The sequence below is a fragment of the Paenibacillus provencensis genome (assembly GCF_042678545.1).
Taxonomy (GTDB): domain Bacteria; phylum Bacillota; class Bacilli; order Paenibacillales; family Paenibacillaceae; genus Paenibacillus; species Paenibacillus provencensis.
This window is the reverse complement of sequence record NZ_JBHTKX010000007.1, coordinates 1-24,325: the sequence shown is the minus strand read 5'-3', so window position 1 is coordinate 24,325 and position 24,325 is coordinate 1. Positions and strand designations below refer to the sequence as shown.

General features: G+C 46.1%; 22 protein-coding genes. 7 read left to right on the top strand and 15 right to left on the bottom strand.

Annotation, left to right across the window (positions count from 1 at the left end; translation table 11 throughout):
- Positions 1–232: 232 nt before the first annotated feature.
- The 4 genes from ACFQ3J_RS23760 to ACFQ3J_RS23745 form a co-directional block, all read right to left on the bottom strand.
- Positions 233–1,279 carry an aliphatic sulfonate ABC transporter substrate-binding protein gene (locus tag ACFQ3J_RS23760; RefSeq protein WP_091158789.1) on the bottom strand — a complete coding sequence of 349 codons (1,047 nt, stop codon included), beginning with the start codon at positions 1,277–1,279 and terminating at the stop codon, positions 233–235.
- A 21-nt stretch (positions 1,280–1,300) separates the two neighbouring features.
- Complete coding sequence (locus ACFQ3J_RS23755) at positions 1,301–2,149, bottom strand: ABC transporter permease (protein WP_091158787.1); 849 nt, start codon at positions 2,147–2,149, stop codon at positions 1,301–1,303.
- A gap of 320 nt (positions 2,150–2,469) precedes the next feature.
- Positions 2,470–3,672 carry an enoyl-ACP reductase FabV gene (fabV, locus tag ACFQ3J_RS23750; RefSeq protein ID WP_091158786.1) on the bottom strand — a complete coding sequence of 401 codons (1,203 nt, stop codon included), beginning with the start codon at positions 3,670–3,672 and terminating at the stop codon, positions 2,470–2,472.
- A gap of 105 nt (positions 3,673–3,777) precedes the next feature.
- On the bottom strand, positions 3,778–4,368 hold the full coding sequence (locus ACFQ3J_RS23745; RefSeq protein ID WP_091158784.1) for a TetR/AcrR family transcriptional regulator: 591 nt from the start codon (positions 4,366–4,368) through the stop codon (positions 3,778–3,780).
- A 409-nt stretch (positions 4,369–4,777) separates the two neighbouring features.
- On the opposite strand from ACFQ3J_RS23745, the gene ACFQ3J_RS23740 reads away from it, so the two are divergent.
- Positions 4,778–5,545, top strand: coding sequence for an SDR family NAD(P)-dependent oxidoreductase (locus ACFQ3J_RS23740; RefSeq protein WP_091158782.1), 768 nt, complete (start codon positions 4,778–4,780; stop codon positions 5,543–5,545).
- A gap of 77 nt (positions 5,546–5,622) precedes the next feature.
- Here the strand turns inward: ACFQ3J_RS23740 and ACFQ3J_RS23735 are convergent, their stop codons facing one another.
- Both ACFQ3J_RS23735 and ACFQ3J_RS23730 read right to left on the bottom strand, forming a co-directional pair.
- Entirely contained in the window at positions 5,623–6,429 is an 807-nt protein-coding gene (locus ACFQ3J_RS23735) for a VOC family protein (protein ID WP_091158781.1), read from the bottom strand.
- A gap of 177 nt (positions 6,430–6,606) precedes the next feature.
- Entirely contained in the window at positions 6,607–7,275 is a 669-nt protein-coding gene (locus ACFQ3J_RS23730) for an O-methyltransferase (protein WP_091158779.1), read from the bottom strand.
- Positions 7,276–7,398: 123 nt separating this feature from the next.
- Between ACFQ3J_RS23730 and ACFQ3J_RS23725 the strand changes: the two genes are divergently transcribed.
- Positions 7,399–8,316, top strand: coding sequence for a LysR family transcriptional regulator (locus ACFQ3J_RS23725; RefSeq protein WP_091158778.1), 918 nt, complete (start codon positions 7,399–7,401; stop codon positions 8,314–8,316).
- Positions 8,317–8,329: 13 nt separating this feature from the next.
- Here ACFQ3J_RS23725 and ACFQ3J_RS23720 read toward each other — a convergent pair whose 3' ends face one another.
- From ACFQ3J_RS23720 to ACFQ3J_RS23700, 5 genes are all read right to left on the bottom strand, one after another.
- The gene (locus ACFQ3J_RS23720; protein ID WP_091158777.1) at positions 8,330–9,358 is read right to left on the bottom strand and encodes a hypothetical protein; all 1,029 of its coding nucleotides are present in this window, start codon (positions 9,356–9,358) and stop codon (positions 8,330–8,332) included.
- 4 nt (positions 9,359–9,362) lie between these two features.
- Positions 9,363–9,707 carry a PadR family transcriptional regulator gene (locus tag ACFQ3J_RS23715; protein WP_091158775.1) on the bottom strand — a complete coding sequence of 115 codons (345 nt, stop codon included), beginning with the start codon at positions 9,705–9,707 and terminating at the stop codon, positions 9,363–9,365.
- A gap of 230 nt (positions 9,708–9,937) precedes the next feature.
- Positions 9,938–10,774, bottom strand: coding sequence for a YitT family protein (locus ACFQ3J_RS23710; RefSeq protein WP_091158773.1), 837 nt, complete (start codon positions 10,772–10,774; stop codon positions 9,938–9,940).
- Between the two features lie 266 nt (positions 10,775–11,040).
- A complete protein-coding gene (locus ACFQ3J_RS23705; protein WP_091158772.1) occupies positions 11,041–13,017 on the bottom strand; it encodes an acyltransferase family protein in 1,977 nt (658 codons plus the stop codon).
- Between the two features lie 245 nt (positions 13,018–13,262).
- Positions 13,263–14,153, bottom strand: a complete 891-nt coding sequence (locus tag ACFQ3J_RS23700) for a LysR family transcriptional regulator (protein ID WP_091158770.1) — start codon at positions 14,151–14,153, stop codon at positions 13,263–13,265.
- Between the two features lie 112 nt (positions 14,154–14,265).
- Here ACFQ3J_RS23700 and dapA point away from each other — a divergent pair, with 112 nt between their 5' ends.
- Both dapA and ACFQ3J_RS23690 read left to right on the top strand, forming a co-directional pair.
- Positions 14,266–15,144 carry a 4-hydroxy-tetrahydrodipicolinate synthase gene (gene dapA / locus ACFQ3J_RS23695; protein ID WP_091158768.1) on the top strand — a complete coding sequence of 293 codons (879 nt, stop codon included), beginning with the start codon at positions 14,266–14,268 and terminating at the stop codon, positions 15,142–15,144.
- A gap of 253 nt (positions 15,145–15,397) precedes the next feature.
- Positions 15,398–16,630, top strand: a complete 1,233-nt coding sequence (locus tag ACFQ3J_RS23690) for a molybdopterin-dependent oxidoreductase (RefSeq protein WP_091158767.1) — start codon at positions 15,398–15,400, stop codon at positions 16,628–16,630.
- A gap of 55 nt (positions 16,631–16,685) precedes the next feature.
- Here ACFQ3J_RS23690 and ACFQ3J_RS23685 read toward each other — a convergent pair whose 3' ends face one another.
- Together ACFQ3J_RS23685 and ACFQ3J_RS23680 are read right to left on the bottom strand one after the other, a co-directional pair.
- Positions 16,686–16,979, bottom strand: a complete 294-nt coding sequence (locus tag ACFQ3J_RS23685) for an RNA polymerase alpha subunit C-terminal domain-containing protein (protein WP_091158765.1) — start codon at positions 16,977–16,979, stop codon at positions 16,686–16,688.
- 59 nt (positions 16,980–17,038) lie between these two features.
- Complete coding sequence (locus ACFQ3J_RS23680) at positions 17,039–17,959, bottom strand: aminoglycoside phosphotransferase family protein (RefSeq protein WP_251584263.1); 921 nt, start codon at positions 17,957–17,959, stop codon at positions 17,039–17,041.
- Positions 17,960–18,134: 175 nt separating this feature from the next.
- Between ACFQ3J_RS23680 and ACFQ3J_RS23675 the strand changes: the two genes are divergently transcribed.
- Together ACFQ3J_RS23675 and ACFQ3J_RS23670 are read left to right on the top strand one after the other, a co-directional pair.
- Positions 18,135–18,869 carry an ABC transporter ATP-binding protein gene (locus ACFQ3J_RS23675; RefSeq protein ID WP_251584264.1) on the top strand — a complete coding sequence of 245 codons (735 nt, stop codon included), beginning with the start codon at positions 18,135–18,137 and terminating at the stop codon, positions 18,867–18,869.
- Positions 18,853–20,469 (top strand): hypothetical protein, encoded by a 1,617-nt coding sequence (locus tag ACFQ3J_RS23670; RefSeq protein WP_251584265.1) that lies wholly within the window; start codon positions 18,853–18,855, stop codon positions 20,467–20,469. The genes ACFQ3J_RS23675 and ACFQ3J_RS23670 overlap by 17 nt, the downstream gene beginning before the upstream one ends.
- Positions 20,470–21,071: 602 nt before the next feature.
- Here the strand turns inward: ACFQ3J_RS23670 and ACFQ3J_RS23665 are convergent.
- Entirely contained in the window at positions 21,072–21,914 is an 843-nt protein-coding gene (locus ACFQ3J_RS23665; protein WP_251584267.1) for a hypothetical protein, read from the bottom strand.
- A gap of 117 nt (positions 21,915–22,031) precedes the next feature.
- Here ACFQ3J_RS23665 and ACFQ3J_RS23660 point away from each other — a divergent pair, with 117 nt between their 5' ends.
- Entirely contained in the window at positions 22,032–23,048 is a 1,017-nt protein-coding gene (locus ACFQ3J_RS23660; RefSeq protein WP_251584269.1) for a tyrosine-type recombinase/integrase, read from the top strand.
- On the opposite strand, the gene ACFQ3J_RS23655 is transcribed toward ACFQ3J_RS23660, so the two are convergent.
- Positions 22,989–23,306, bottom strand: coding sequence for a hypothetical protein (locus ACFQ3J_RS23655; RefSeq protein ID WP_251584271.1), 318 nt, complete (start codon positions 23,304–23,306; stop codon positions 22,989–22,991). The genes ACFQ3J_RS23660 and ACFQ3J_RS23655 overlap by 60 nt on opposite strands.
- Between the last annotated feature and the right edge of the window lie 1,019 nt (positions 23,307–24,325).

Below are 24,325 nucleotides of genomic sequence, written 5' to 3'. Positions count from 1 at the left end.
TATATATATGCTGCCAAGTAATGAGGAGTTAGCAAATCGGGCAGACATCAGAGCGAATTCTACGGACAGCAAGAAAACCGTCCCCCTAAAAAAATAGGGAGCACGGTTTTTTCGTGTGTTAATCCAGAATCCATCGTTTCTGATTTAAAATGTGACCCGAAGGGTGAAGCATACATGATCTTATTTTAAGGGAATGGAGGAAGAAAACAAATGGGAGTTAAGCTCAATACTCTTAATTTGTATCTATTTCGAGCTCCTGAAGTGCTAGTTCAATATATTTGTTCTCAAGCACTAAGGAGGTGTCAAGCTGTTTGTCGATCGCATCAATGGAATAGAGGAAGTCAGCCTGTTCCTGATGCGCGGCTGCAAATTCAGGTGTAATTGGAGACAGGAGGGAAGTGTTGTTATTCATAATTTTCACCAGCATGTCTGCGTCCACATTTTTCGTTTGTCCAAAATGGGCTGCAACCTCCTCGACATGACCTTCATAATACTGCCTTACCTGTTCGTAAGTCTTAAGAAAAGTAACCGTCAGCTCCGGATAGGTTTCAATAAAGTCGGTACGTGCGATGAGAAAACTAGGCGCTAATATGTTCAATTGTTCTCCGTCAACAAGAACCTGAGCCCCTGTCTGCGTGGCGGCTGTTGTTACATAAGGCTCCCAGACAGACCATGCATCCACTGCTTTGGAGTCGAGGGCAGGCCTTGCTTCATCGGGCTGAAGCTGAATTAGTTCGATATCATTTCCGGTAAGTCCCGCGGTATGAATGACCTGGAACAGGAAGTTGTAGGCGCTGCTGCCTTTGGCTACGGCAATTTTCTTACCTTTTAGATCCTCAATTCGCTTAATATCACTGCCTTCAGGCACGAGAAGGGCATTTCCTTTCTTGCCGTCACCAGTAACAGCGATCGCTTTGAAGTCGATACCTCCGGTCTGTCCTGCGATCACTGGCGTACCACCTGTACCTCCAAAATCCAGTCTGCCCGATGCGAGTGCTTCAAAATGGGGAGGTCCGCTCGCGAACTCATGCCATTTTACTTCTGCACCGACCTGTTCAAATGCTTTTTCAAAAGCCTTCGTATCTCTTGCATAGGAGAAAATGCCGGTGGCGCCTTGCACTCCTATATTGATGACAACTTTATCTCCTGAACTGACGGCTCCTGCCACATCTGCCTCGCTGCCGCCTTGATTGGCGCAGCCGCTTAACATGAGCAAGACAATGAGCGCGGCCAGGAAGACTGCAATGGTGCGTGGTTTCTTCTTCATTTGTTCAGACATTGCTATCGAGCTCCTCTCTATTCAACCATTGAAGCTGTCTCGCCAGCGAAGCAGCTTTCTCTCTAAATACCGGACGAAGGAATCCGTGATCTTCCCGACCGCGGCAAAGATAATGATACCGACAAACACCACTGAGGTCTGCGTGAATTGACGTGCATCCTGTATCATATACCCGATTCCCTCACTTGAGCCCATAAGCTCAGCTACCACAAGTCCCAGCCAGGCAACGCCGAGGGATAGACGAAGTCCGAGCAGGATGTTAGGCAGTGCAGCAGGCAGCACGAGGCGGATCAACTGCTTGAAACGGCTGAATTCGAGCACCTTGGCAACCTCAAACAGCTTAAGATCTACACCGCGAATGCCAAGAAAGGTATTAACATACATTGGGAAAAAGGCGCCTTTGGCGATAAGCAATATTTTGGAGGTCTCGCCGAACCCAAACCATAGAATAAATAACGGAGTAAGTGCCAGATGGGGGATCATACGCAGCATTTGAAAGGTGGGGTCTAAAGTCTGCTCAAACCGGCGCAGGAAGCCGACAAGGGTACCAAATACCAGGCCAAGCCCAGCACCTAACAGAAAACCGCTTGCTGCTCTCGCGATACTGATTTGCATGTGACCAAACAGCTCGCCCGAAATCATCAGGTCCTTGAAGGATAATGCAATTTGCAGCGGGGTGGGGAGCATTGTGCTTGAGATCCATCCTGAGCTTCCTGCAACCTGCCACAGAATGAGTACGGTGCCTGGTACGAGTAGTCCTAGCAGAATGGAGCTGAGATGACTTGTTTTTGAAGCTTTAGCATTAGAGCGTTTTTTGCGCGTTGCCGCAGGCTTTATTTTAGTGCCTGAAGACTTCACTTGCTCAATCATAAGCTGACCTCCTTAATAGGGTGGATGATGGGATAACTACTCTATGCGAGAAAAATGGGTACAAAAAAGAGGCATCTTCCAAAATCGAAAATGCCTCCGTTTGTACGGTAGACGGTGAGAACAATTCTAAATCTCATAATTCCCATCGAATTGATATGTTATTGAGGTAAATAATATCAATCGATATGAAGCATGTCAATCTTTATTTTTCATATGAATTGCATCACTTGCTAAGCCAGGGTATTCAATTGGCCATGCCCAAAAAGCCCCCTGGTAAGTAAACCAGAAGGGCTGTATTGATGACATGGTCACTCGCGGAGCTATTCTACCTTGTAGGCACCAGGTATCTGAACATCAGGGTTAACATCGCTCTCATAATCAACACCATCCATCTGAAATCCGAACAGCTGGAAGAACTCTGTGTTGTATCCTTTCAGGTCCGAAATGTCATAAATGTTGTCGCTGTTGACCTCAGACCAGATGCGAAGAACCTCAGCCTGTACATCTTCTTGAAGCTCCCAGTCATCAATTCGAATGCGTCCTACATCGTCAACAAGCGTTTGCTCGCCATGGTACAGACGATCTGCAAATAAGCGATACATCTGTTCAATCGTACCTTCATGCAGCCCTTTTTCCTTCATGACTTTATATAATGCGGACACATATAGCGGAACGATCGGAATTGCCGAACTGGACTGGGTAACAAGCGCTTTGCTTACAGCAACATAAGCTCGTCCGCCCGTGCTGGATAGCTCCTCGTTCAGCTCATGTGCTGTCGCCTCAAGGTGATCCTTCGCTTGACCGATGGATCCTTCACGGTAAATTGAACGTGTAATTTCAGAGCCGATATAGGAATATGCAATCGTAGTGGCACTGTCTGCCAGCACGCCTCCGTCCTTCAGCGCCTTAATCCACAGCTTCCAATCGTCACCGCCCATCACCGTTACAGTATTGCGCACTTCTTCCTCGGTTGCAGGCTCTATGGTTACTTCAGTGACTTCACCTGTATGGAAATTGACCGTTTTGTTTGTGAACGCTTCTCCAATCGGCTTAAGAACAGAGTTTACCATTTCTCCGGTTGCCGGGTCCTGGCGTCTGGGTGCAGCGACACTGTAAACAACCAGATCAACCTGTCCCAATTGTTCACGAATCACCTCTACCGTTTTTTGTTTCGTTTCGTCGGTGAAGGCATCTCCGTTAACACTATAAGACTTAAGTCCAGCCGCGTTTGCTGCCTGCTCAAATGCAGCGGAGTTATACCAGCCCGCAGATGCCGTTCTTTTCTCGCTTCCTGCACTTGGACGGTATACACCGATGGTATTGGCACCTGCACCAAAAGCAGCAACGATGCGGGAGGATAAGCCGTAGCCTGTAGAAGCACCAAGAATAAGTACGTTCTTAGGTCCGCCATTGATTTGCGGCTGTGATTGTACGTATTTAATTTGCTCCTCCACCTGGCGCGCGCATCCAACGGGATGTGCTGTTGTACAAATAAAGCCGCGTGTTCTAGGTTTTATAATCATATTCGTTATATTCCTCACTTTCACTTTCGTTAGACATATCATGTCTCGCAATCTAGATACAGCCACATCCTATTGTAACAATATTTCAAGAAAGTGAAACCATCTTCATCGATTCTTGAACTCAATATAATCCAGACTCAGATTCGTTTGAATCATAACCTGCTCTGCCATATAGCTTGCTGAGTATTTAAAGTCGGTTTCCGCCCAGTACATAATGACGCCTACAAAAGCCGGCATGCGGTAGCTGAGCATAATTTCATAGTCTATTGATCTTGAGGAATCATTCATCACGATATGCATATCATTTCTCATGGCATCTTTAAGCAGATTACAGATGTCATACGAAAGATCGTTGCTTACAGAAAGAAGGGCTTTGAACTGGTCTTTGTGATGCTCAATGTGCTCTAAGAGACGCAGAGTGGAAGGATAAATCTTGTCCGCATCAACCCGATCCATACCTTCATAAGGGGCGAGCAATGCAGTTGAAACCCCTTGCAAGAACTCCCCTTTGATTTCTCTAAGTAAATCCTCTTTATCTATATAATGATTATAAAAAGTCCCGCGATTGTAGTCTGCACGACTGGCGATGTCCATAATAGTGGTAGCCTCATAACCTTTTTCAAGCACTAGCTCTATAAAAGCGACTTTAAGGGCAAGCCGTGTTCGTTTGCTTCTTCTGTCGTTCGTATCTTCCATTTGCCTGTAGACTCCTGTCCTATTCGTTCATAGTTGAATCAGTTTCGTAATACTCTCAATTAGAGCAGTTAAAGGTAATATGAAATGGCTTCGGTTACTTACGATTATAACGTAAGTCCTCTTCGTTCCCAAATCACTGTGATCCAATTTTGAACATTTTTAACGAGAGTGTCCAACTTCTAATTGTAAATTTAACAATTAAATTTTATGTGTCGATTAGATGACAATTCTGTGAATACTGATTATTGTCCTTCTTTTTCGAGAGGAGTACGATAAACAAGAAGTGAGTTACTAACAACTAAGAATCTTGCATGATTCTTATGGAAATGAATTACATTACCATCGTATGGCATCTGAAGTAATGCTGCAGACGTCATACCTATCCCGAGGAAAAGGAAGCGAATATACAATGAGTCAAACACAAGTAAAGACAGCAATTGTTACTGGAGCAGCAGGCGGTATTGGTAAGGAACTGGTACGTCGTTTGGCAGAACGCCAAGTGAACGTGGTCCTCGTTGACCTGAAGGAAGATGCGATTAAAGCAACAATCGAAGATCTGGGTCTTAATGATTCTAATTCACTTGCCGTTGCAGCAGACGTATCCAAAGAGGAAGATGTGCAAAACTATGTGAACAAGGCTGTTGAGAAGTTTGGCACTATTGACTATTTTGCAAACAATGCGGGAATTGAAGGTCCTACAGCTACCATCGATGAGATGAGTGTACAAGCACTTGACCTCGTATATAACGTGAATGTTCGCGGTGTATTCCTTGGTTTGAAGTATGTGATCCCTGTAATGAAGAAACAAAATTCAGGCGCAATTTTGAACACTTCTTCACTAGCAGGCCTGATGGGTGCTCCAGGGATGTCTCCTTACATTATGTCCAAGCATGCTGTCATTGGTCTTACTCGTGTAGCAGCAAATGAGCTGGCTTCATTTGGAATCCGTGTCAATGCGGTTCTTCCAGGTACGATTGCAACTCGTATGATGGAGCAAATCGAGGCAAATTCCGGTCAAGCAGAAGAGTACAAAAAAGCCAACGAAGCTGCAACTCCAATGGGCCGTTACGGCAAGCCGGAAGAAGTGGCTGCAGTCATGAATTTCCTGCTGTCTGACGAAGCTTCCTTTGTCACAGCATCTCTATACACCGTTGACGGCGGTATGGTCGGTCAATAATTAAGAAACATACTAAAGAGCCTGAACCATTACGGTTTTAGGCTCTTTTTTTGCTGTTCACAAGAAATTTCAATCCATTATTTCATACATGCAATGACGATCCGGTTTCCATCTGGATCAATAACGGCAAATTCGGCCAAATCTTCGAAGTCATTCGGTTTACCTGTCACTTTAAAGCCCTGATCCAAGACGTATTGATATGCTGCCTCAATGTCGTCTGTTTCGAAATAGAACAGCTCTGTGAAATTTTCCTGCCGCCAAGAACGATGCTGGTCCAGCAGCAATACCGGCCCGTTTGTCATGGGAATGCTGTAAATGGGAGGATCCGTGTCCTTGTCGTCATAAGGCAGATTAAATAGCTCCGTATACCACTGGACAGCGGACTTCATATCGGTCACATCGACAAAGACGCCGCCAATTCGGGGAAGGATCGGACTGACACAATCGGCAGGGTTCAATGCGTTTGCCTCAGCAGAAGCCGTATTACGACTTACCATGAGTGTATTTCCTTCGAGGTCACTGAAGTTGAAATAGGCCATAGAGCCATGATGAGAGGGCTTAGAGTAAGTCACCGCCTTGTGCTCGGTATGTTCGTATGCCTCATCTATATTGCTGCAGGCGAGCATGAAGCGGGGCTTCATCTCTTCACGCCACTCCGGATTTTTTCGATTCTCGGTGTTCGAGTCCAGAATAAGATGAGCCTCCGGCAGATCAAACCAATACACAGGTCCTGACGTTAGGCGTTCTTCCCTGACCTGAAGACCAAGCAATTGACTATACCACTCAGCCGCTCTTCGTAAATCCGTAACATGAACAAACAGGCTCGTTATCCGGTTTTCTATCGGTTTAATTTGCGTATTGGCAGTAGTGTGATGATTACTCAATATGAATCAACTCCTTCTCTGAAATTGGGATATGCCGGTGTACCTTGAGAATGTGATAGGGAATATATATTCGCTTTTTGGATAAATACCCCTGCATTAAACGAGATAAAAATATATAGAAAAAGCCTTCCCTTAGTACAGGAGGCTCCCGTTTTGTAACACTATTTTGACCAAGACTCAATTAACAATTCCGATAACAAAGCCGTCATAACCCTTGCTTCCTACAGTTTGGATAGCGGTTGCCGAAATCTGCTTCTCGTTTGACAGAATGTCGTAAAATTGTCTGACTCCGTGGATCCGTGGATCTGTGCTGTGATGATTTATAATTTCTCCTTCACGAATAACATTGTCGCCAATAATGACTGTACCCGGATGAGAGAGCTGCAAGGCGTACTTTAAATAGGATGGATTATTTGGTTTGTCTGCGTCGATAAAGATAAAATCAAAAGGCCCCTCCTCTTCAACTTTCATCTTTTCCAGTTGCAGAAGAGCGTCCCCGACACGAATCTCGACTAAATGATCTAACCCTGCGAGCTCAAGATTGCGATGCGCAATGGCTGCATGATGGGGATCAAGCTCCAAGGTAATCAGCTTGCCATCTTCAGGAAGCACACGTGCCATCCAGATGGTACTGTATGCCCCAAGTGTACCAATCTCGAGAACTCTTTTCCCTTTACGCATCCACAGAAGCAGCTGAAGCAGCTTCCCTTGATTGGGAGCGACATCAATGGGAGGTAGATTTGCCTGCTGATTGTTTGCTAGAACGGCTTCTAGCACAGGATCTGGAGGGATAAGCTTATCCTCCACATACCGATCGACCTGCATCCATGTGTTGAACTGATTCATAAGTATCACTTCTCCTTTTGGATTATTTTGCTTCTATTCATATTGTATTCCGGTTAAAATGATAAAAATAATATATATTTACGCGATATTCATAAATTTATTATATAGATAGGAGCCGTGCCCATGAATTTGCATGCCCTGCGATTGTTTCATGTCGTTGCCGAGACGGGAAGTGTTACACGTGCAGCCGAAATACTGAGCATCAGCCAGCCAGCGATTACCGCACAGATTAAGAAATTTGAGCAGGAGCTGTCTTTGCCTTTGTTAAAGCCGGAAGGAAGGGGCGTTGCCCTTACGGATGCGGGGGAGCATTTTGCAGTGCTGGCCGCAAGGCTGTTTGCCGTAGAGCAGCAGATCGAGCAGTATGCAGCAGAGTACCGGGATGGCGGGAGAGGAAGGCTTAGGCTTGCAGCTACATATCTACCTGCCAATTTTCTGATTCCATCCTGGATTGCAAAGTATAAGCAACGCTATGAGCAAGTGGAAATGAAGATCAATACGACCAATTCAAGCGATGCCCTAAAGCAATTGCTGGGTGTGGAGGTTGATCTGGCCATCTATGGAGGCCTTCCGGAAGAGCATCCTGATTCCATCTATGCAGAGGAGCTTTTTCAAGATGAGCTTTGGTTCGTTGTTGCTCCGAGTCATTCTTATGCCAATCAGGAAGTTACGCTTGAGGAGATGACAAGGATTCCGTTTGTTATGAGAGAGGAAGGGAGCTCAACGAGGGAAAGACTCTTATCACTCTGTCGAACGTATAATGCGCCCGCTCCTTCTATTTCCCTTACGTTCAACGGCTTGCATGAGGCCATCGCCGCGGTTGTTTCTGGATATGGAGCAAACTTCGTATCCTCCCTTGTCGTGAAAGAGCAGGTTAGACGGGGTGAACTAGCACGCGTTATGGTAACAGGAGTCCAGCTTACGAATACGATTGCAGTTTGTACTCGAAAAAATGAAACCTTGTCTGCATCAGTGAGCAATTTCATTCAAATGATCAGGCAGAATCCATATGAAGAGAGAGGCTGGGCTTATAGAACATAAAAAAAAGCCGTGCTTATGCACGGCCAGTGAACTTTTTGCTGCGGTTCCATTTGTAGATCTCGCTTCCCAAATCGACTAGGCTGATGATGGCAATAACATAGATCAAGTTCTGAATGACTCCTGACCATATGTTTGAGACGATCTCATAGCTTTCTTGTCCAGGGGGAATTAGGCCTGAGGTCTCCAGTTGACTCATAAATGATGCATTCCAGAACGAGGAATCATGAAGCATAATCCAGGCAAGAACAAACGAGAGTATGGTGAAAATTATATGGTAGGCGAGGAGAGAAGTGGTCCTTTTGCGCAGAATCAGTTTAAATATTTCTCCCAAAATGCCTACGGCTCCTAACAGCCAAATGAAAGGTATATACTTCTCAATTCCGGCTGAGCTGATGAACGGAATAGAGGAGAAACCCTGATCATTGAATTGATACACAGCAATTAACTCAACATTTAGGGCAAACAGTGCCGTAAACAAAGTGATAAAAATAATACTGGCGATCGGGTCTGACTTTTTGATCTCTTTACCGTGATCAGGCAAAGATTGCAAATCTTTCGGATTCCATTCTTTCATCGAATGACCGTTGTTTGGTGAAATTGATCTTCTCCGCTGCCCATATTCAATGAGCGCAAATATCACCGTAACCCATGCGATTGCTTGGGAAATAGAGATGACGATATCAATGAGGAAATCGGTAAAATGGTCCAAAATATTGCCAGGCGTCATGATAGCTTCAACTATCGCGAATATACTGAGTGCAATCAAAAAAGAAGCAAGAACAACTTTCATGACTGTCATATAACTAGTATACAATGCTGGACCAATGAGATAGCGTTCGCCTTCGTATCTTGCAGCCATCATCTCCGGATGTCCCAGTTCTATCAGTACACTCTCTACCTGTTGCTCTTTAAGTTCATCCGATGATGCTCGTTCCTCCAGCATATCTTCGATCAGTCCGTGCAGCTCTTTGGATATGTCTGCTCTTTGCTTCTCGGGCAGTCTCTGTGTGACTGCGTACACATAACGCTCAATAAGCTCCATTTCCTTATCCTCCCCTAGTTCCAATAATGTTCTCCATACTCTCAGTCAGTGACAACCATTCCCGGCATACTCCTTCAAAGACGTCCTGACCGAATGGAGTAATGGTATAGTACTTCCGGGGGCGGGCTTCATTTGTGTCCCAGCTGCTCATTAAAAGCTCTTGTTTCTCTAGTCTGCGAAGCAAGGGATAAAGTGTGCCGGGATCAACAGAGAGTCCTTTGTCTTCGAGCACACTGACGAGCGAATAACCGTATTGCGGTTCTGACAGCTGGCTAAGTACAGCGATAATGATGCTTCCTCGTCTAAGTTCGCTTAGTAAATTCTGTATCGTTTCTGTTACATCACTCATATCATCAACTCCTGATCACATTATACTGTATGACACACACTATTGTATATGACAAAATGATATTTATTGTAAATTATTATCTGACAGCTGGTCTCATAATCATATTTCTGTAAAAATGTTTCACAAAAAGCAAAAGAAATGACTTAAGACTGACATAAGAACGGCCCCATCCATAGGTAAATAAAAAAGCCGCACATATTAGTCGCGGCTGTAGCTGTTAAAATAAATCATTATTTGGATATATCAATAAATCCTTCTCCGAACACGTCACGGACATCATGAATGGTTACAAAAGCGGAGGGATCCTCTGACTTTACAATTTTCTTCAGCATAGATACTTCCTGCTTGCTGATCACGATATACAGGATTTCCTTCTCCTGACCCGTGTAGTAGCCATAGCCCCGAAGCACGGATACACCACGATCCATAATATCGGTTACCCTCGAGGCGATCGCATCATGCTTGGCCGACACGATGGTAACTGCCTTTTTCGGATTAAGTCCTTCAATAATGAATTCCATGGCTTTCGTACCGATATACAGGATCAGGATCGTGAACATGAAGTTTTCAATGCCGATAACAAAAATAGAAAACACGGCCACAATAATATCGAAAAAGAGCAGCGCGTAACTGATGCTCCAATCAAGATATTTGTTTGCAAGACGTGCCAGGATCGTTGTCCCAGCCGTGGTCCCGCCAACACGTATAATAAGTCCGATGCCGAGACCAGCGAGAAGTCCTGCAAATATGGCATTCAGTACCGGCTCGTCTGCCGGTATGGACCAGTGCTCAGTCAAGTGCAGGAACAAGGAATTAAACGCGACAACGATAATGGTGTAATAGGTAGTCTGCTTGTCGAGCAGCTTATACCCGATGATAAGCAGAATGCCATTGATGACGAAGCCGACCAGGGCAGGCGACCACTGAAACAAATAATAAAGAACGATGGAAATTCCCGTAACGCCGCCTTCTCCAAAATCATTGGGAATGACAAACAAATTGACTGCAAGCGCAAAGATAAATGCTCCTGCAAGCAGCATGATCATATCAAACATTCTTTTTTTCATAACAAACCCTCCATGAATACAAATAATGCAAAATGATGCACTAAAACGCTAGAAAATGGATTCAATCACACAAAAAAAGCGATTAAAGGAGAAAAAAATCCTTTAATCGCTTGATGCAAATCTGTAAGATTGCGCAGCTCTTTTAGAAATAAATCAGACAGCATTCATGTGCTGTGGTCATTTACTATCCTATTATAGGGGGCAGACCGCTGATTTGTAAACTCAAAATCCTGAAATAATCGAAGGATGAATTCAGATATCTTAATTTAACGCAGTGCATTTATGATCAGACGAGTATAAGCTTCCGCTCCAGCTGGCTCCAGATGAACGCCATCCTCTCTAAAATACTCAGGATGATCCTTGCTAGCTCGGTGCCAATCAACGATGGTTGTGTTGGAATAGCTGCTCCCAATCTCGGACAGCATCTTGTTTACGTTCTCTTCCCAATCTTTAGGTACTCTCGTGTTCACGAGAAGCACTTGTTCGGCGGATTGGAGAGAGTCGAGCAGAGAAGTCAGGCTCTCCTCCGAAAAAGCGCCATTCGTGCCAAGTCCAATAATGACTGTACCGGATAAACGATCTTTCGCTTCGAGTGCCGGAAGCAAATCGTCTGCATGGCTCATCTGTCTTCCGATCTCTGCATCAACGGTAATACCGGGGAGCATCTTCTCCAAGTAGGGAGTTACTCCGACCATTACAGAATCACCAATCGCCGTAATGGAATCACCGGACATCGGCTTCACTTTATGGTCTCCCGGTGTGTCCTTTATATCATCAGCATCAATCGTTGAATCGGGAGTATCCTTTACAGCATCCTTGTTGCCATTCGTCTCTGGCTCTCTATCTTTTGTATCTTCAGCATTGGATTCTTCGTCATTGGGTTCTTCGGTACTTGGTTTCTCGCCGTCTGGCGGCTCTTCATTCGGAACAGGTTCCTTCTCCTGTTGTTGGTCCGGGTCCGGCTCATCTATAGATCCTGGAGAAGGAAATTCAGAAAAGACTCCGTTTGCATCTGGTTTCTTCGCATCCGATATATTCATCGTCATTCCTATACAGAATATCCCGATGAACAGAAGTGAGCTGCAGTAGACGACAACACTTCGGGGTGTTAATGCAGAACTACTGCGCTTCGGATGCCATACTTCATGCCACCATGCACGAAGAGCCCCTTCATGTATCGGTTCTTCAATGTACTTCCAGGACAGAGAAGCCAGAATGACGCTTGCAGCGACCTGGAGAAGGGTATAGAAAGCCCCGATCCCTTCCGGATTCCCTCCGGGACTCGTCAGAATCAGTACAGGATAATGCCACAAATATATGCCGTACGACCGAACTCCAATCCAGCGTAACGGCTCTGCTCCAAGCACCTTGGCAAGCAAGGAAGCCGGGTGTGCCAGGACGGCAACCAGAACAGCGGATGCAATCGAGAAGAGAAGCATCCCGCCGTTATATAGCCATGATTCGTAGCGGTCTGTGCTCCACATCATATATAGAACAAACAGCAGCGCACATATGCCTGTCACATCCAGACCCAGTCGTGCAGCCGGCTGGACTCTCCCGGATAACTTGTAGCTGGGCCAGACGATGGCAAGGGCGGCACCGGTCAACAGCCCGAATGCCCGGGTATCTGTTCCGAAATAGACTCGGCTTGGATCCGAACCGGGCTCATGAAGAAGGGACATGAGAAGCGCTGACAGTACAGCAAGCGTACAAATAAATAGGAACATCTTGCCCCGTCTTGGGAACAATTTGAGTCCAATCAGCATAAGAAGCGGCCATAACAGGTAGAATTGCTCTTCAACGGCCAGGGACCACATATGTCCAAGCGGCGAGGGAGGACCAAACGATTCAAAATAGGATATATCCTGGAAAATAAATTGCCAATTGCTTATGTATGTAACTGCGGCAGCAACGTCATAGCGTAGAGACGCGAGCCGGGAAGTATCAAACAAGGTCATCCACACCACCGTCATGAGGAGCATGACGAGCATAGCAGGGAGAAGTCGCCTGAACCGACGGTACCAGAAATGCTTCAGATCGATTCTGCCATGGTGATGCCATTGCATGGCGAGGATGTTTGTAATTAAATAGCCGGATAATACAAAGAAGACGCTGACACCTAAAAATCCACCCGGAGCTTCATCAAGCCCCCAGTGGTAGCACATGACGCCAATCAGCGCCAAAGCCCTTAATCCATCCAGTCCCGGCATATAGCGGGAGCCTGTTTTCATCGGTTTAGGCATGAGATTTCACCTCAGCCATACACACATGCTGCAGTTTTTGGTCAGAAAACGGAGTCATCTCCGTATAGTTCATATTCACAAACGTCTGGGTGTGTGGAGTCAAGTAAGTGGTCATTTGGAACATGCGTAAACCTTTCCTTTCACAAACAAATTCAATAGGTTAATACTAACACTGCAGTAAAATAAGGAAATGACAAAATGGTAAAGTACAGGTCACATTGTTGAAGTCATAAATAAGACCAGAATTATAATGATATCAGCTCCTGATCCGGCTTCAAGAGGGAAATAAATTCCATCAGGCTGTTCGATATCCATTTCTTGGGATGAATCACCAAATACATATACAGCTTGATGTCAGAATGAGCAAAAGGGAGGACACTCAGCTCTTGTCTGTGTATCTCATCTCGTACAACCATCTCAGGCAGCAGTGCAATCCCGTCACCTGCCATGACACAGCGTTTAATTGCTTCAGGGTTGCCCAGCTCGAGGCGGACATTGAATGGTATGCCATGTGCGCGCAGCACCTTTTCCAGCATAATCCGATAATTGCAGCTGGCTTCAGCCATAAACCAATCCGTATGCTTCAAATCGTTAATTTCAAGCTGGGTCAGCTGTAATAATGGATTATTCGGGCTTGAGATGAGTACAAGCGGCTCCTCCCTAATGACAATCGTATTCAAGGTTGGCTCAGGCAGCGTATTCCCGAGAATGAGACCGATATCGAACTCTCCCTCTTTAACCTGATCCAGGATGTAATCCTCACGATCGGCTTGCAGCCGTATATTCATCTCGGGGTAAGACTCCCGAATGGTTTGAATGACTTGTGGAAGGAAGTAAGAGGCGATGGAATCAATGGTGCCGATCGATAAAGTTCCGCCTCCTTGCATCGCCAGCTTCTCTTTGGATTGATCGTACAGTTCAATAATTAGGACGGCAATCTTCAGCAGCTCTTCACCAGACGAAGTGAGACGAAGCGTTTTGCCATGGCGCTCGAACAATTTGACATTGTATTCCTTCTCCAGCTTCTGAATCTGGGTCGTCACGCTGGATTGGGCATAGCCGAGCTCTTCCGCCGCTCGAGTAAAGCTTTGACGCAGGGCGACCTGCCGGAATGTTTTGAGATATATAAAATCCATGAGCTCACCTCATCAATAATATTGATAATACATATCAACTATTATAGATAACAGTGATGCTGCATGCTATGGTAAATTAAAATAAATACAACGTATTGGGGGCAGCTGTAACATGTTAAGCGAGCAAAACTTGAAGGGCATCTACGTACCTGTCGTTACTCCATTCCAAACTAATCATACCCTTGATCTAGCATCATTTGAATCCTACTTAAAGCACCTTTTGGTCCATGATATTGATGGACTCGTCATCAACGGAACGACTGGAGAGTGTCCGACGACCAATTGGGAAGAGGTCACGAGCCAAGTCGAAATAGCGAAGATTGTAATGAAACAGCTGAATAAACGTGTTCCCATTGTCATTGGCACCGGAACCAATGACACACTCTCATCGGTTAAGCGGACAGAGCGTGCAGGAGAGCTCGGGGCAGATGCCGTCCTCGTGGTGACACCATACTACAACAAGCCGACAGACAAGGGAGTTGTAGAGCATTTTAGAAAGATATCTGAAGCTGGTGTCCCTGTGATCGCTTATGAAATTCCAGGCCGGACGGGAATCCGGTTGTCGGTGGATGCGATAAGAGAAATCCTTGAACTCCCGCAAGTCATCGGATTAAAAGACAGCTCGGGCGGTGTAGAACTGGTCTCAGAGCTGTCACGGCATGGCTCGAAGCCGGTGCTCTGCGGCGAGGATCTTCTGTTCCACGCTTCCCTGAGCCAAGGGGCAAGTGGAGGGATGCTCGCATCAGCCAACCTGAATACGTCGAAATTCATTGACGTATATAACCGGTACATCAGCGGTGAGGTCTCCGAATCGAAGAAGCAATTCGATGAGCTGGTTCCACTGATCCGTCTGTTATTCCAGGAAGAGCCGAACCCGGCTCCGCTGAAATGGATCTTGTCTGAGCTCGGCTGGATCGAATCCGACTCGGTTCGTCTGCCTCTGCTTCCGATTTCTGACCCGTTGAAGGAAGAAATTAGGAAACATATTTAATGCGTAAAAGTGGTGTAACCTCTCTCCAAGGTTACACCACTTTTTTGTCATGTGATGTTTGTAATGCTTAACAGACTGATTAATTCATTCACTATGATCGAACATGTGTGAGTGCTTCTATATATCAACAAATATTCCCTGAAAATGTGAGATGTATAGTAAATTATTAGTAGGTAGTGAGATGAACAGCACTATAAGTAAAAACAATGATTGAATATGATTGGCCAGCAGCATAATGCAGAGGGGGGTAAATATGAGAACTTGGCTCAAGCAGCTTCGCAAAGGTTATGGCAAAAAGCTGGTTTCCTTACATACCTGGAATGGCTGGATTGTATTCTTACTGGCTTTAACCGGTCTGATCCTTATCGGCGGATTCTGGCGGAGTTTATTGGGAGAGGGAAGGGTATGGATCAAAACGCTCCATATTATTGTCGGTGTGGCTTCCATCCTTCCGGTTCTCAATTATCTGCTGCTTGCAGGGAAACACTGGAAGCAGCTGAAGCAAAAACCTCTGCAGCGACTAAATGTTGTTATCGTACTGGCACTTCTTGTTGGCTGGTTTATCTCGGGGGTGCTGCTGTGGCAGTTCAAGCAGGTAGGTCCTGCGGTTTCGAATGCTGCGTTAGTTGCTCATGATTTGCTCACCTGGATTGGACTTCCCTACATCATCTATCACTCGATTACCAGATTAAAATGGTTCAAGGAACCCGCACGCCGAACGATCAAAACGGGACACAAGGAGAACCAGCTTCATCCTGCGGCCCCTCAGCCCATATACACGAGAAGAGCTTTTATCGGCGGAGTGATTGGAATCGGGCTAACCGTAACGCTGGCCCCGTCCTTTTTGAAATGGCTTGGGAGTTTTGGCGGGAGCAATTCCATGGAGAAGCTGCTTGAGCAGAACGAGAACAGACTTATTCCCTCTCCTGTGCCGCATTCGTCATCTCAGCATCCAATGGGTGGGGGAGCGGAAGGGGATTTTCGGGTATATACCGTAACGAAAATGCCTGTCTTCACCAACGAGAACTGGTCCTTCACGATCGATGGGCTCGTGAATAATCGCTTGAATTGGAGTTGGAAGGAGTTTGTACAGCTTAAGCGTACGGTACAGGTGAGTGACTTTCACTGTGTAACAGGCTGGTCAGTCTACAACAATACCTGGGAGGGACTACGGCTAAAAGACCTGCTGAAGCAGGCCGGAGTGCAGCAAACAGCGAAGACGGTAAAATTCTATTCTGGGGACGGGGTTTATACCGATACGCTGACGCTGGAGCAGGCAGATATGGATGATGTGATGGTCGCTGTGCTGCATGATGGGAACCCGATCCCCAGTGACCTCGGTGGTCCGGTCAGACTCATCGTACCGAAGATGTATGCCTATAAATCGGTCAAATGGCTGACCCGGATCGAGTTGATTGAAGGAGAGCATATCGGCTATTGGGAAGAGCGGGGCTATTCGAATGATGCCTGGGTTAGAAGCAGCTAAGTTTTTTAGTAGTCATGAAGCAATCTATAGATCGCTTTTTTAAAGTTTTCATTTTTTACAGTTTAAAAGCTAGCCCGGCATTCTCAAGTGCAGCCCTAAGCTTGGGCAGTGACGCGGGCCCCATACCGTGAAATTTCAAAATCTCTTTCTCACTGTAAGTGGAAAGCTGCTCCAAGGTGGTAATTCCATGATACTCCAGTGCGCGTCTTGCAGGTGCAGAGAGCAGTGAGAGAAACCCGCTGTCCGGTTTTCTCTCCTTCTCACAGATGGGGCATGTCGGACAATCACTGCTTTTATAATATTGGTGTCCATGGCTGCAGGTTCTCAGACTTTTATTTGAAGTTTCCATTCATTCATGTCCTCCTGTAAAATCATATTTGTTTACAATTCTCGCAATAGCATCTTCCATTAAAGAGCCTGCTTATTCAAAATCCTTTCAGCAAAAGCGACATAGTTTAACAGCTTCGGGAATTCTTCTGGTGAAGCACCGTCTTGTACACTCCAGCAGTTTCCCATCGCAGTTTCCACATAGAGACATTGTCGCAAGATCTCACCCGGGATATGAAGCTCCTTCTCCAGTGTGAGGATGATATTGTTGATCTTGTCATAGAGCTCCGGGGTGATCTCCTCCTCGAATTCATTTAAGATAAAACGGGGAGTGTCAAAGATCGGATCGCCAATGACGCCCTTCGGATCGATAATCTTATATTCTCCATGACCACCCAGCAAAATATTGTCATGATGAAAGTCGCCATGCAGAAGCCGTTCTTTTGAATATTGGGAAGAGAGCGAGATGCAAATCTCCTGGGCCTTTTTCATATGCAAATAGAGCTCTTTGGCATCCTGCCGCTGGCTCATATAATTCGTAATTCGATTCACCCACGTGAGATAGGTTGGGTATATCTCAGCGTCAGCGGGTTCAATATGAAGGTCTGTATATAGGGAACAGAAGACGGCAAGTCTTCGCTCAAGCGAGCTCTCTTTTCTTAAAGTATAACCAGGCTCGATCCGCTCTTCCAAAATAATGCCGTGTTCACGATCTATATCGTAAACCTTGCAGAATGGTCTTCCCTTGTATTCCTCCAGGGTACTGAATTCGGTTAACGTTTCTGTGGCAGAAGGGTTACCGATCTTTAATATGGAGCTGCCATACAGGTCTGACTCGCATTTGAACACCAGGTTGGCCGAATGGGAAGGGATGAATTGAAATGAAGTTAGAGACCACTTGTCTGCGTAGATGCCGAGATACTGCAGCACTTCTTCGTAAACAGGTTCACCAAAACGCTCTTTTATTTTTGCGGCTTCCTCTGATTTAAAGTTATAGCTCATCTTGAATTGCCCTCCCCTATATCCACGTTACTTTAAAATATATTAGTGCAGCAGGAAATACGAAAGCAAGCTTCTCAAGTTCGACAAGATGCAACTTATCCTAATTATCACGACACCACTTGCTCTTATGCTCATATTAACAGAAACAGATGGAAATAAGGAGGAGCTCTTACACGTGGAATTAATTTTGGAGAACATTGTCAAAAGCTACGGAAAGAAAAGTGTGCTGCAAAACACCGGATTTACGTTTGAAAAGGGAAAAATTTATGGTCTATTGGGCCGGAATGGTGCAGGGAAAACAACCCTATTTAATGGCTTGAGCGGGGGAACCAAGCTTGACGGCGGTCATGCCTGGCTATTGGACAATGGTACACGCCGTATTTTGAAAGAGGATGACATTGGATATGTTTACTCGCTGCCTATATTGCCTGAGTTCCTTACGGGGTATGAATTTGTGAAGTTTTTCATGGACATTAACAGAGACAAGCTGCAAGCAGACAGTCAGATCGACGACTACTTTGAGCTGATGAGAATAACAGCGGAAGATCGGCATCGCCTTATTAAAAACTACTCCCACGGGATGAAAAACAAAATTCAGATGCTGCTGTTCTTCATTACGAAGCCGCCGGTCATCCTGCTCGACGAACCGTTAACCTCGTTTGACGTGATTGTCGCGCTTGAGATGAAAAATCTGCTGCGGACGATGAAAAAAGATCATATTTTAATCTTTTCTACGCATATTTTGCAGCTGGCTTCGGATCTTTGCGATGAATTAGTCATCTTGAACAAAGGGCAATTGTCTTCCGTACCGAAGGAGCTGCTCGGCAGTCCCGGCTTCGAACAGAGCGTTATCGATCTGCTGAAGGATGATTCGGAAGGGGAGGAGAGACTGGATGCTTCGAACCCTTAATACGATTCTTCAACTACAAGTATCCTCTATTGCAAACCGGTTGATCTATTATGTTCAGAAGCTTCCGCTGATCGGCGGTCTGGTCGGGGACACTGCTTATTCCAGAGCTGGTTTGAAAAGAGCAGGGGCCATTGCCGCACTGCTGCTGTCTATTCTGTGGGGCTTCCTTGCCAGTATGCTGTATATCGGTCTTGTCATTTATATTCCGGTTGTTACCTTGGGCACAGATCTGGCTCCTGAGCGTCAGCTCAATCTATTTTGGCATATTTTCTTCATTATCACATTTATTATTGCTGGTGTATCAAGTGCTCGGATTCTTGAACCGAAGCGGAGTAAATACATCGCGGTCAAGCTGTTGCGCCTTCCGGCTACACGATATATGCGGGCGACGCTGGGCTACAAATACATTACCATGTTTGTTTATTTGCTGACAGCGGTTCTCCTTTTTTCCTCGCTGCTCGGGGCGCCGATGGTACAAGGCATACGGCTGACGGCTGCCGCCGTGATGTGGCGGATCGCCTGCGAATATTTTCATTATTGGCTGTTTCGGCGTACTGGCAGTGTGCTAATCAAGAATAACATTGTTGTCTGGACCGTCATCTTCATTGGTTACGCGGCTGCGTTTGCACCATTGCTGTTCGAATGGGCTCCGGCTTGGGGAGCGCCGCTCACTTCGGCTATGCTGTTATACGTCATTTGCATGTTGCTGGGGGTGTTTGCGGGTGTCGTTCTCTTCTGGCGAATAGATTATACAGATGCGGTAGACGCGGCGACGAAGCGGGATGACCCGCTGCTTGACCTGGGCCGGATGATGGCGGATGCGCAGCAAACAGCCGTCAAGGCGAAGGACAGTGATTACTCGCAAGAGGTGCTGAACGACAGCAGGAAGTCTTTTGAGAAAAAAGAAGGCTACGATTATATTAATGCTATCTTTTTCTCGAGGCACAAGAGCTTGATCCGTCAACCGTTGTATAAACGTCTGGTCATTCTGGCTGCTCTTGGAGCTGCCTTGATTCTTGCTGGATTTCTATACCGAGAGCCAATGGCTGCCGCGGCTTCTAACATTGGGGTGTTGCTTCCTGGTCTTATCCTTATCATGGCGTATTTGACTGTCGGGGAACAATTGTGCAAAGTGCTGTTTTTCCATTGCGACCTGAAGCTGCTAAGACAAAGCTTCTATCGCCAGGATGCGGCTAAGCACTTTCGGATCCGTCTTATTAAGATCCTGGGCATGAACCTGCTCCTCGCAGCAGTTCTCGCAGTGGTTCTGACGCTGGCCACTATCGCTGCCGGAGGGTTAACAACAGCAGCTGACCTGGTATACCTTTGGGTAAGTGCTTTTTCACTGGCCCTATTTTTTTCAGTCCATCACTTGTTTTTGTACTATATATTCCAGCCGTACACGACGGAACTGAATACGAAAAATCCGTTCTTTTATCTGTTTAGCTGGATTGTGTCAAGCATCTTTGTCCTATCGATCAGCTTAAGACCAGATCCGGCTGTTTTCTCCATGAGTACTGCTGCGATAGCGCTGATCTATCTTGTGGCTGCTCTGCCGTTAGTACGCAAGTATGCCTCGCGTACGTTTCGGGTGAAGTGAAGATTCGGCAATACGATCAGATTTAGACCGTTACCTTGCTGTGGGGCGGTCTCTTACTTTTGGTTAATTATTGCCATGATGGATGAAGATGATGACTCCTAGTTAACCTTGGAGTACAAAAAATACATCACCAGGGCTTTAAAGCCGCATGGCGATGTATCCATAGATTTAAACAATGCTAAACTTCTGTGGGCTTCTCCTCGTTCCCGACCTTCACTGGGTTCTCCTCATAGCTGATCCAGTCGCTCCAGCTTCTTACTTCCCCACGCCCCCTATGCTCGAATAGCTCTAAACCGAAAAATTGGGGGTTCCGACCAGCGCGGCGGGAATGCTTCGGATGATATGTCAGCGTCCATGTGCAACGACCTCCCTCGGCTACGTTTGGGAGGACTTAGGGAGCAAGAAGCCCGTGAACGACGGGGTTGGCGAAACAGTATGGATTGAGCCAAGGCTAGGTATCCACCTGTGGCTGAGTTAAGCCGAACAGAACGCCAACAAAGGACAAGTGAAGCAAGGTAGCACCCCAAAGGGTGGATGGGTGGGGTTGTCATTGTTTGCAGCCTGTTGGGCAATTGTTGACTGTCAATAGCCTGAATTCTATATCATTGTTGTGACTGTTGAATGAGCCTGTGATAAGTCAGAATTATACTTGAGTAGTACTGCATCATCCAGTCGTACCATATTGGTTTTGAGTACTCCTTAAACTGCTTTTCATTTTCATGCCGAATTTGAAAGTTATTCACTACCTCAAATATAAGCTTATCATGATCATTTTTATGAACTTGAAACTCATCGTTTAAGAGATCTTTTAACTTACTCCGAACTGGTTCAAGAATATCCGCAAGGATATTTATTGCTTTTTTCTTTTGTTCCAGATTGGCATCAAATCTATAGTACATTCTTGTTGCAGTTCTTAATTGTTCAAGTACATTTTCACCTAGTGTCACCGGGATTTCGCTATGCATCATTTCCTTAAGAGCCTCATTTGGTTGTACCATTATAAATCCATACTTCTCGTCAAGGTAATAACCATTATTATATCTTTTCAACAGGTTATTAATATATGTCGCAAATTCGTTCTTGGGCTCTTCTGTAATTAGCTGATCTTTCTTATAGTTGTAATAACCAATATGGTTATAAAGAATTTCTATAATAGTAAATAACTCTTCTTCTTTATAATATATGTAGTTGTCAGCTATGGGCAGTACATCTGTACTGTTTAAATGGTTCATAAAATAGATTTCTGGAGAAGGAGACATCGTCGGGGCCAAAACTTGGTAACTATCACGATAACTTTCTTCTTTTGTGACTCCATAAAAGGCTGCTCGGAAGAACCCTTTTTCCTCAAAATAACTATATGTTTGATAAAAATACTTACTTAGGTCGACAAGACTTAATGAGAAGTCTTTATCTAATAAATTATTGCGCTCGGCGTAGTAATGCACGTTATCACTCCATTGTCCGTTTAGATTACTGAATAATAAAATTATTATACAGCACTGATTAGCCACCATCATAGCTTCGGTGGCTTTTTTGCATCCATTTTGAGAGGAGCGATTCATATGCCCACGGCAACAGCAACACGCGAACGGTTGACTTTCACTGCGATCAACTTGCACCATCCGCTCGATTATTACTTCGGTCTTTTCCTCCGAGCCAAAGAGACTGAGGGCTTGAAGCCCCGGACGCTAAACGACCACAAGAACCATTACCGCTACCTTCAGCGTTGGCTGACCGAACACTACCCAACACTCAAGTTGGGCGAACTGACCTCCGATCACGTTCGCCAGTACGTCCAACACATGCTGAATGAACACATGCTGTACGACGGACACCCAACATTGCAAGACCACAACACCGCCAAAGGCTTGACTTCCGCAACCGTAAACATCCGCACCCGAACCCTCAAGTGCTTCCTTCGCTTTCTCCACGACGAAGGATACCTTCAACCCGACCTTGCTTCCCGCGTCAAACTCCAAAAGGTCAAAGAGGATACGATCAGCGGTTTCGAGAAGGAACAAGTACTGCAACTGCTTGCCGCGCCGAACCAGCGGGAGTACACAGGATTCCGTGACTATGTGCTGCTCACCGTGCTTTTCGACACTGGGCTTCGGATCAACGAAGCGCTGAACCTGACAGTGGACGATCTGAACCTTGCCGATAGAACGGTCACTGTCCGTGCCGAGGTTTCCAAAAACGGCAAGTCACGCACCGTACCTGTAGGTAAACGCACGGTTGAGCTTCTCGCTGGGCTTGTCCAAGAGAACAAAAAGCAGTTTGCCCGCCGTTGCCCTTCCACCGTGTTTCTACTGAACAATGGTAAGCCTTTGAAGTACAACCAATCCTACGAACGCATCCGTCTCCACGGCGAGTCAGCGGGCATCGTCGGCGTTCGCGTCTCTCCACACACATTCCGACACACGTTTGCCACGCTGTACGTCAAGAATGGCGGCGATCCGTTTTCACTGCAAAAGATACTTGGTCACCATGATATATCCATGGTTCGGAAGTATGTCCAGCTAAGCAACCGTGATCTGCAAGAGCAACACGCGCAGAGTAGTCCGCTCGTCGGCATGTAACCGGAGCAACCACCGGGGCCAGACAAACACAGCGGCAATCACTCCCTGCCAACCTATTGCAGAATCATAATAACCGCGATTTTGGGACTTGCGGATGGAAAGCTTTCGTAAAGTCGCTTTTTCTGTCGCACCCTCCGAACCTTCACGCATCCAAGTATAAGGCCACAAAGCGATCAACTTGATAACCGTATCCAACAAATCAAGCAATTTTGCAAAACCGTCGCTGCCGTTTTTGCGACGAAAGCTGTTCTTACCCACGTTTAAGAGATCGCCACATCAGATGCTTGTTGCAACGAACAGTGATGACGGGGACTGACGCGATAGGCTTTCCGGTTTGCTTTTTGTGACTCTTTGCTTCGCATCAGTCTATTCTATGGTATGACTCGGCAGGCTTCCTTTTGTCCATTCCGCTCCCTCCACCCACAGGTGATTGACAGCTAGATTTTTTGCATGTTTTACTGAGAGTATAAACAAAACAACTGAACGATCAGAACGTCAGAGACGAGAAGGAAGTCCAAATGGCGATCAACGTCTTGACGGAGGTTTTCAAAACCTATGCGCCAAAATAGTCGTACACAGTGAAAGCCGCCTAACCTGAGTGCAGGAGAGGCGGCTTTCGGTTTGATTGAAGCTGTGGGAGACTGCAATAATCGATAAACTCAACAAAGAGTACCCCAGCCTCCAGCGGGACAAACCCGTAAGATAGTAAAACCCAGGTGAATCATGCCCTAGTATTTTATACTGCATTGTACGAGCCACAAAACCAGTCCGTCAAGATATAAGTGAACGTCGTTTTCGGTGAAGGTGATCGGAAGTTATCAACCCACAGCCCCCATCCGTCCATCCCCGAGTCCATCCACCCTTTGGGGTGCTACCTTGCTTCACTTGTCCTTTGTTGGCGTTCTGTTCGGCTTAACTCAGCCACAGGTGGATACCTAGCCTTGGCTCAAACCATACTGTTGCGCCAACCCCGTCGTTCACGGGCTTCTTGCTCCCTAAGTCCTCCCAAACGTAGCCAAGGGAGGTCGTTGCACATGGACGCTGACATATCATCTGAAGCATTCCCGCCGAGCTGGTCGGAACCCCCAATTTTTCGGTTTAGAGCTATTCGAGCATAGGGGGGCGTGGGGAAGTAAGAAGCTGGAGCGATTGGATCTCGTACAGTGAGAACCCGATTGCGACGGGAGAAGAGTAAGAGCCGAGAGGCCGCGTCGGACGCGGGTTTAGGGGCTGTGACAGGTTGCTTTTTAATAACCTGTTGCAGTCCTTTTGCGTCT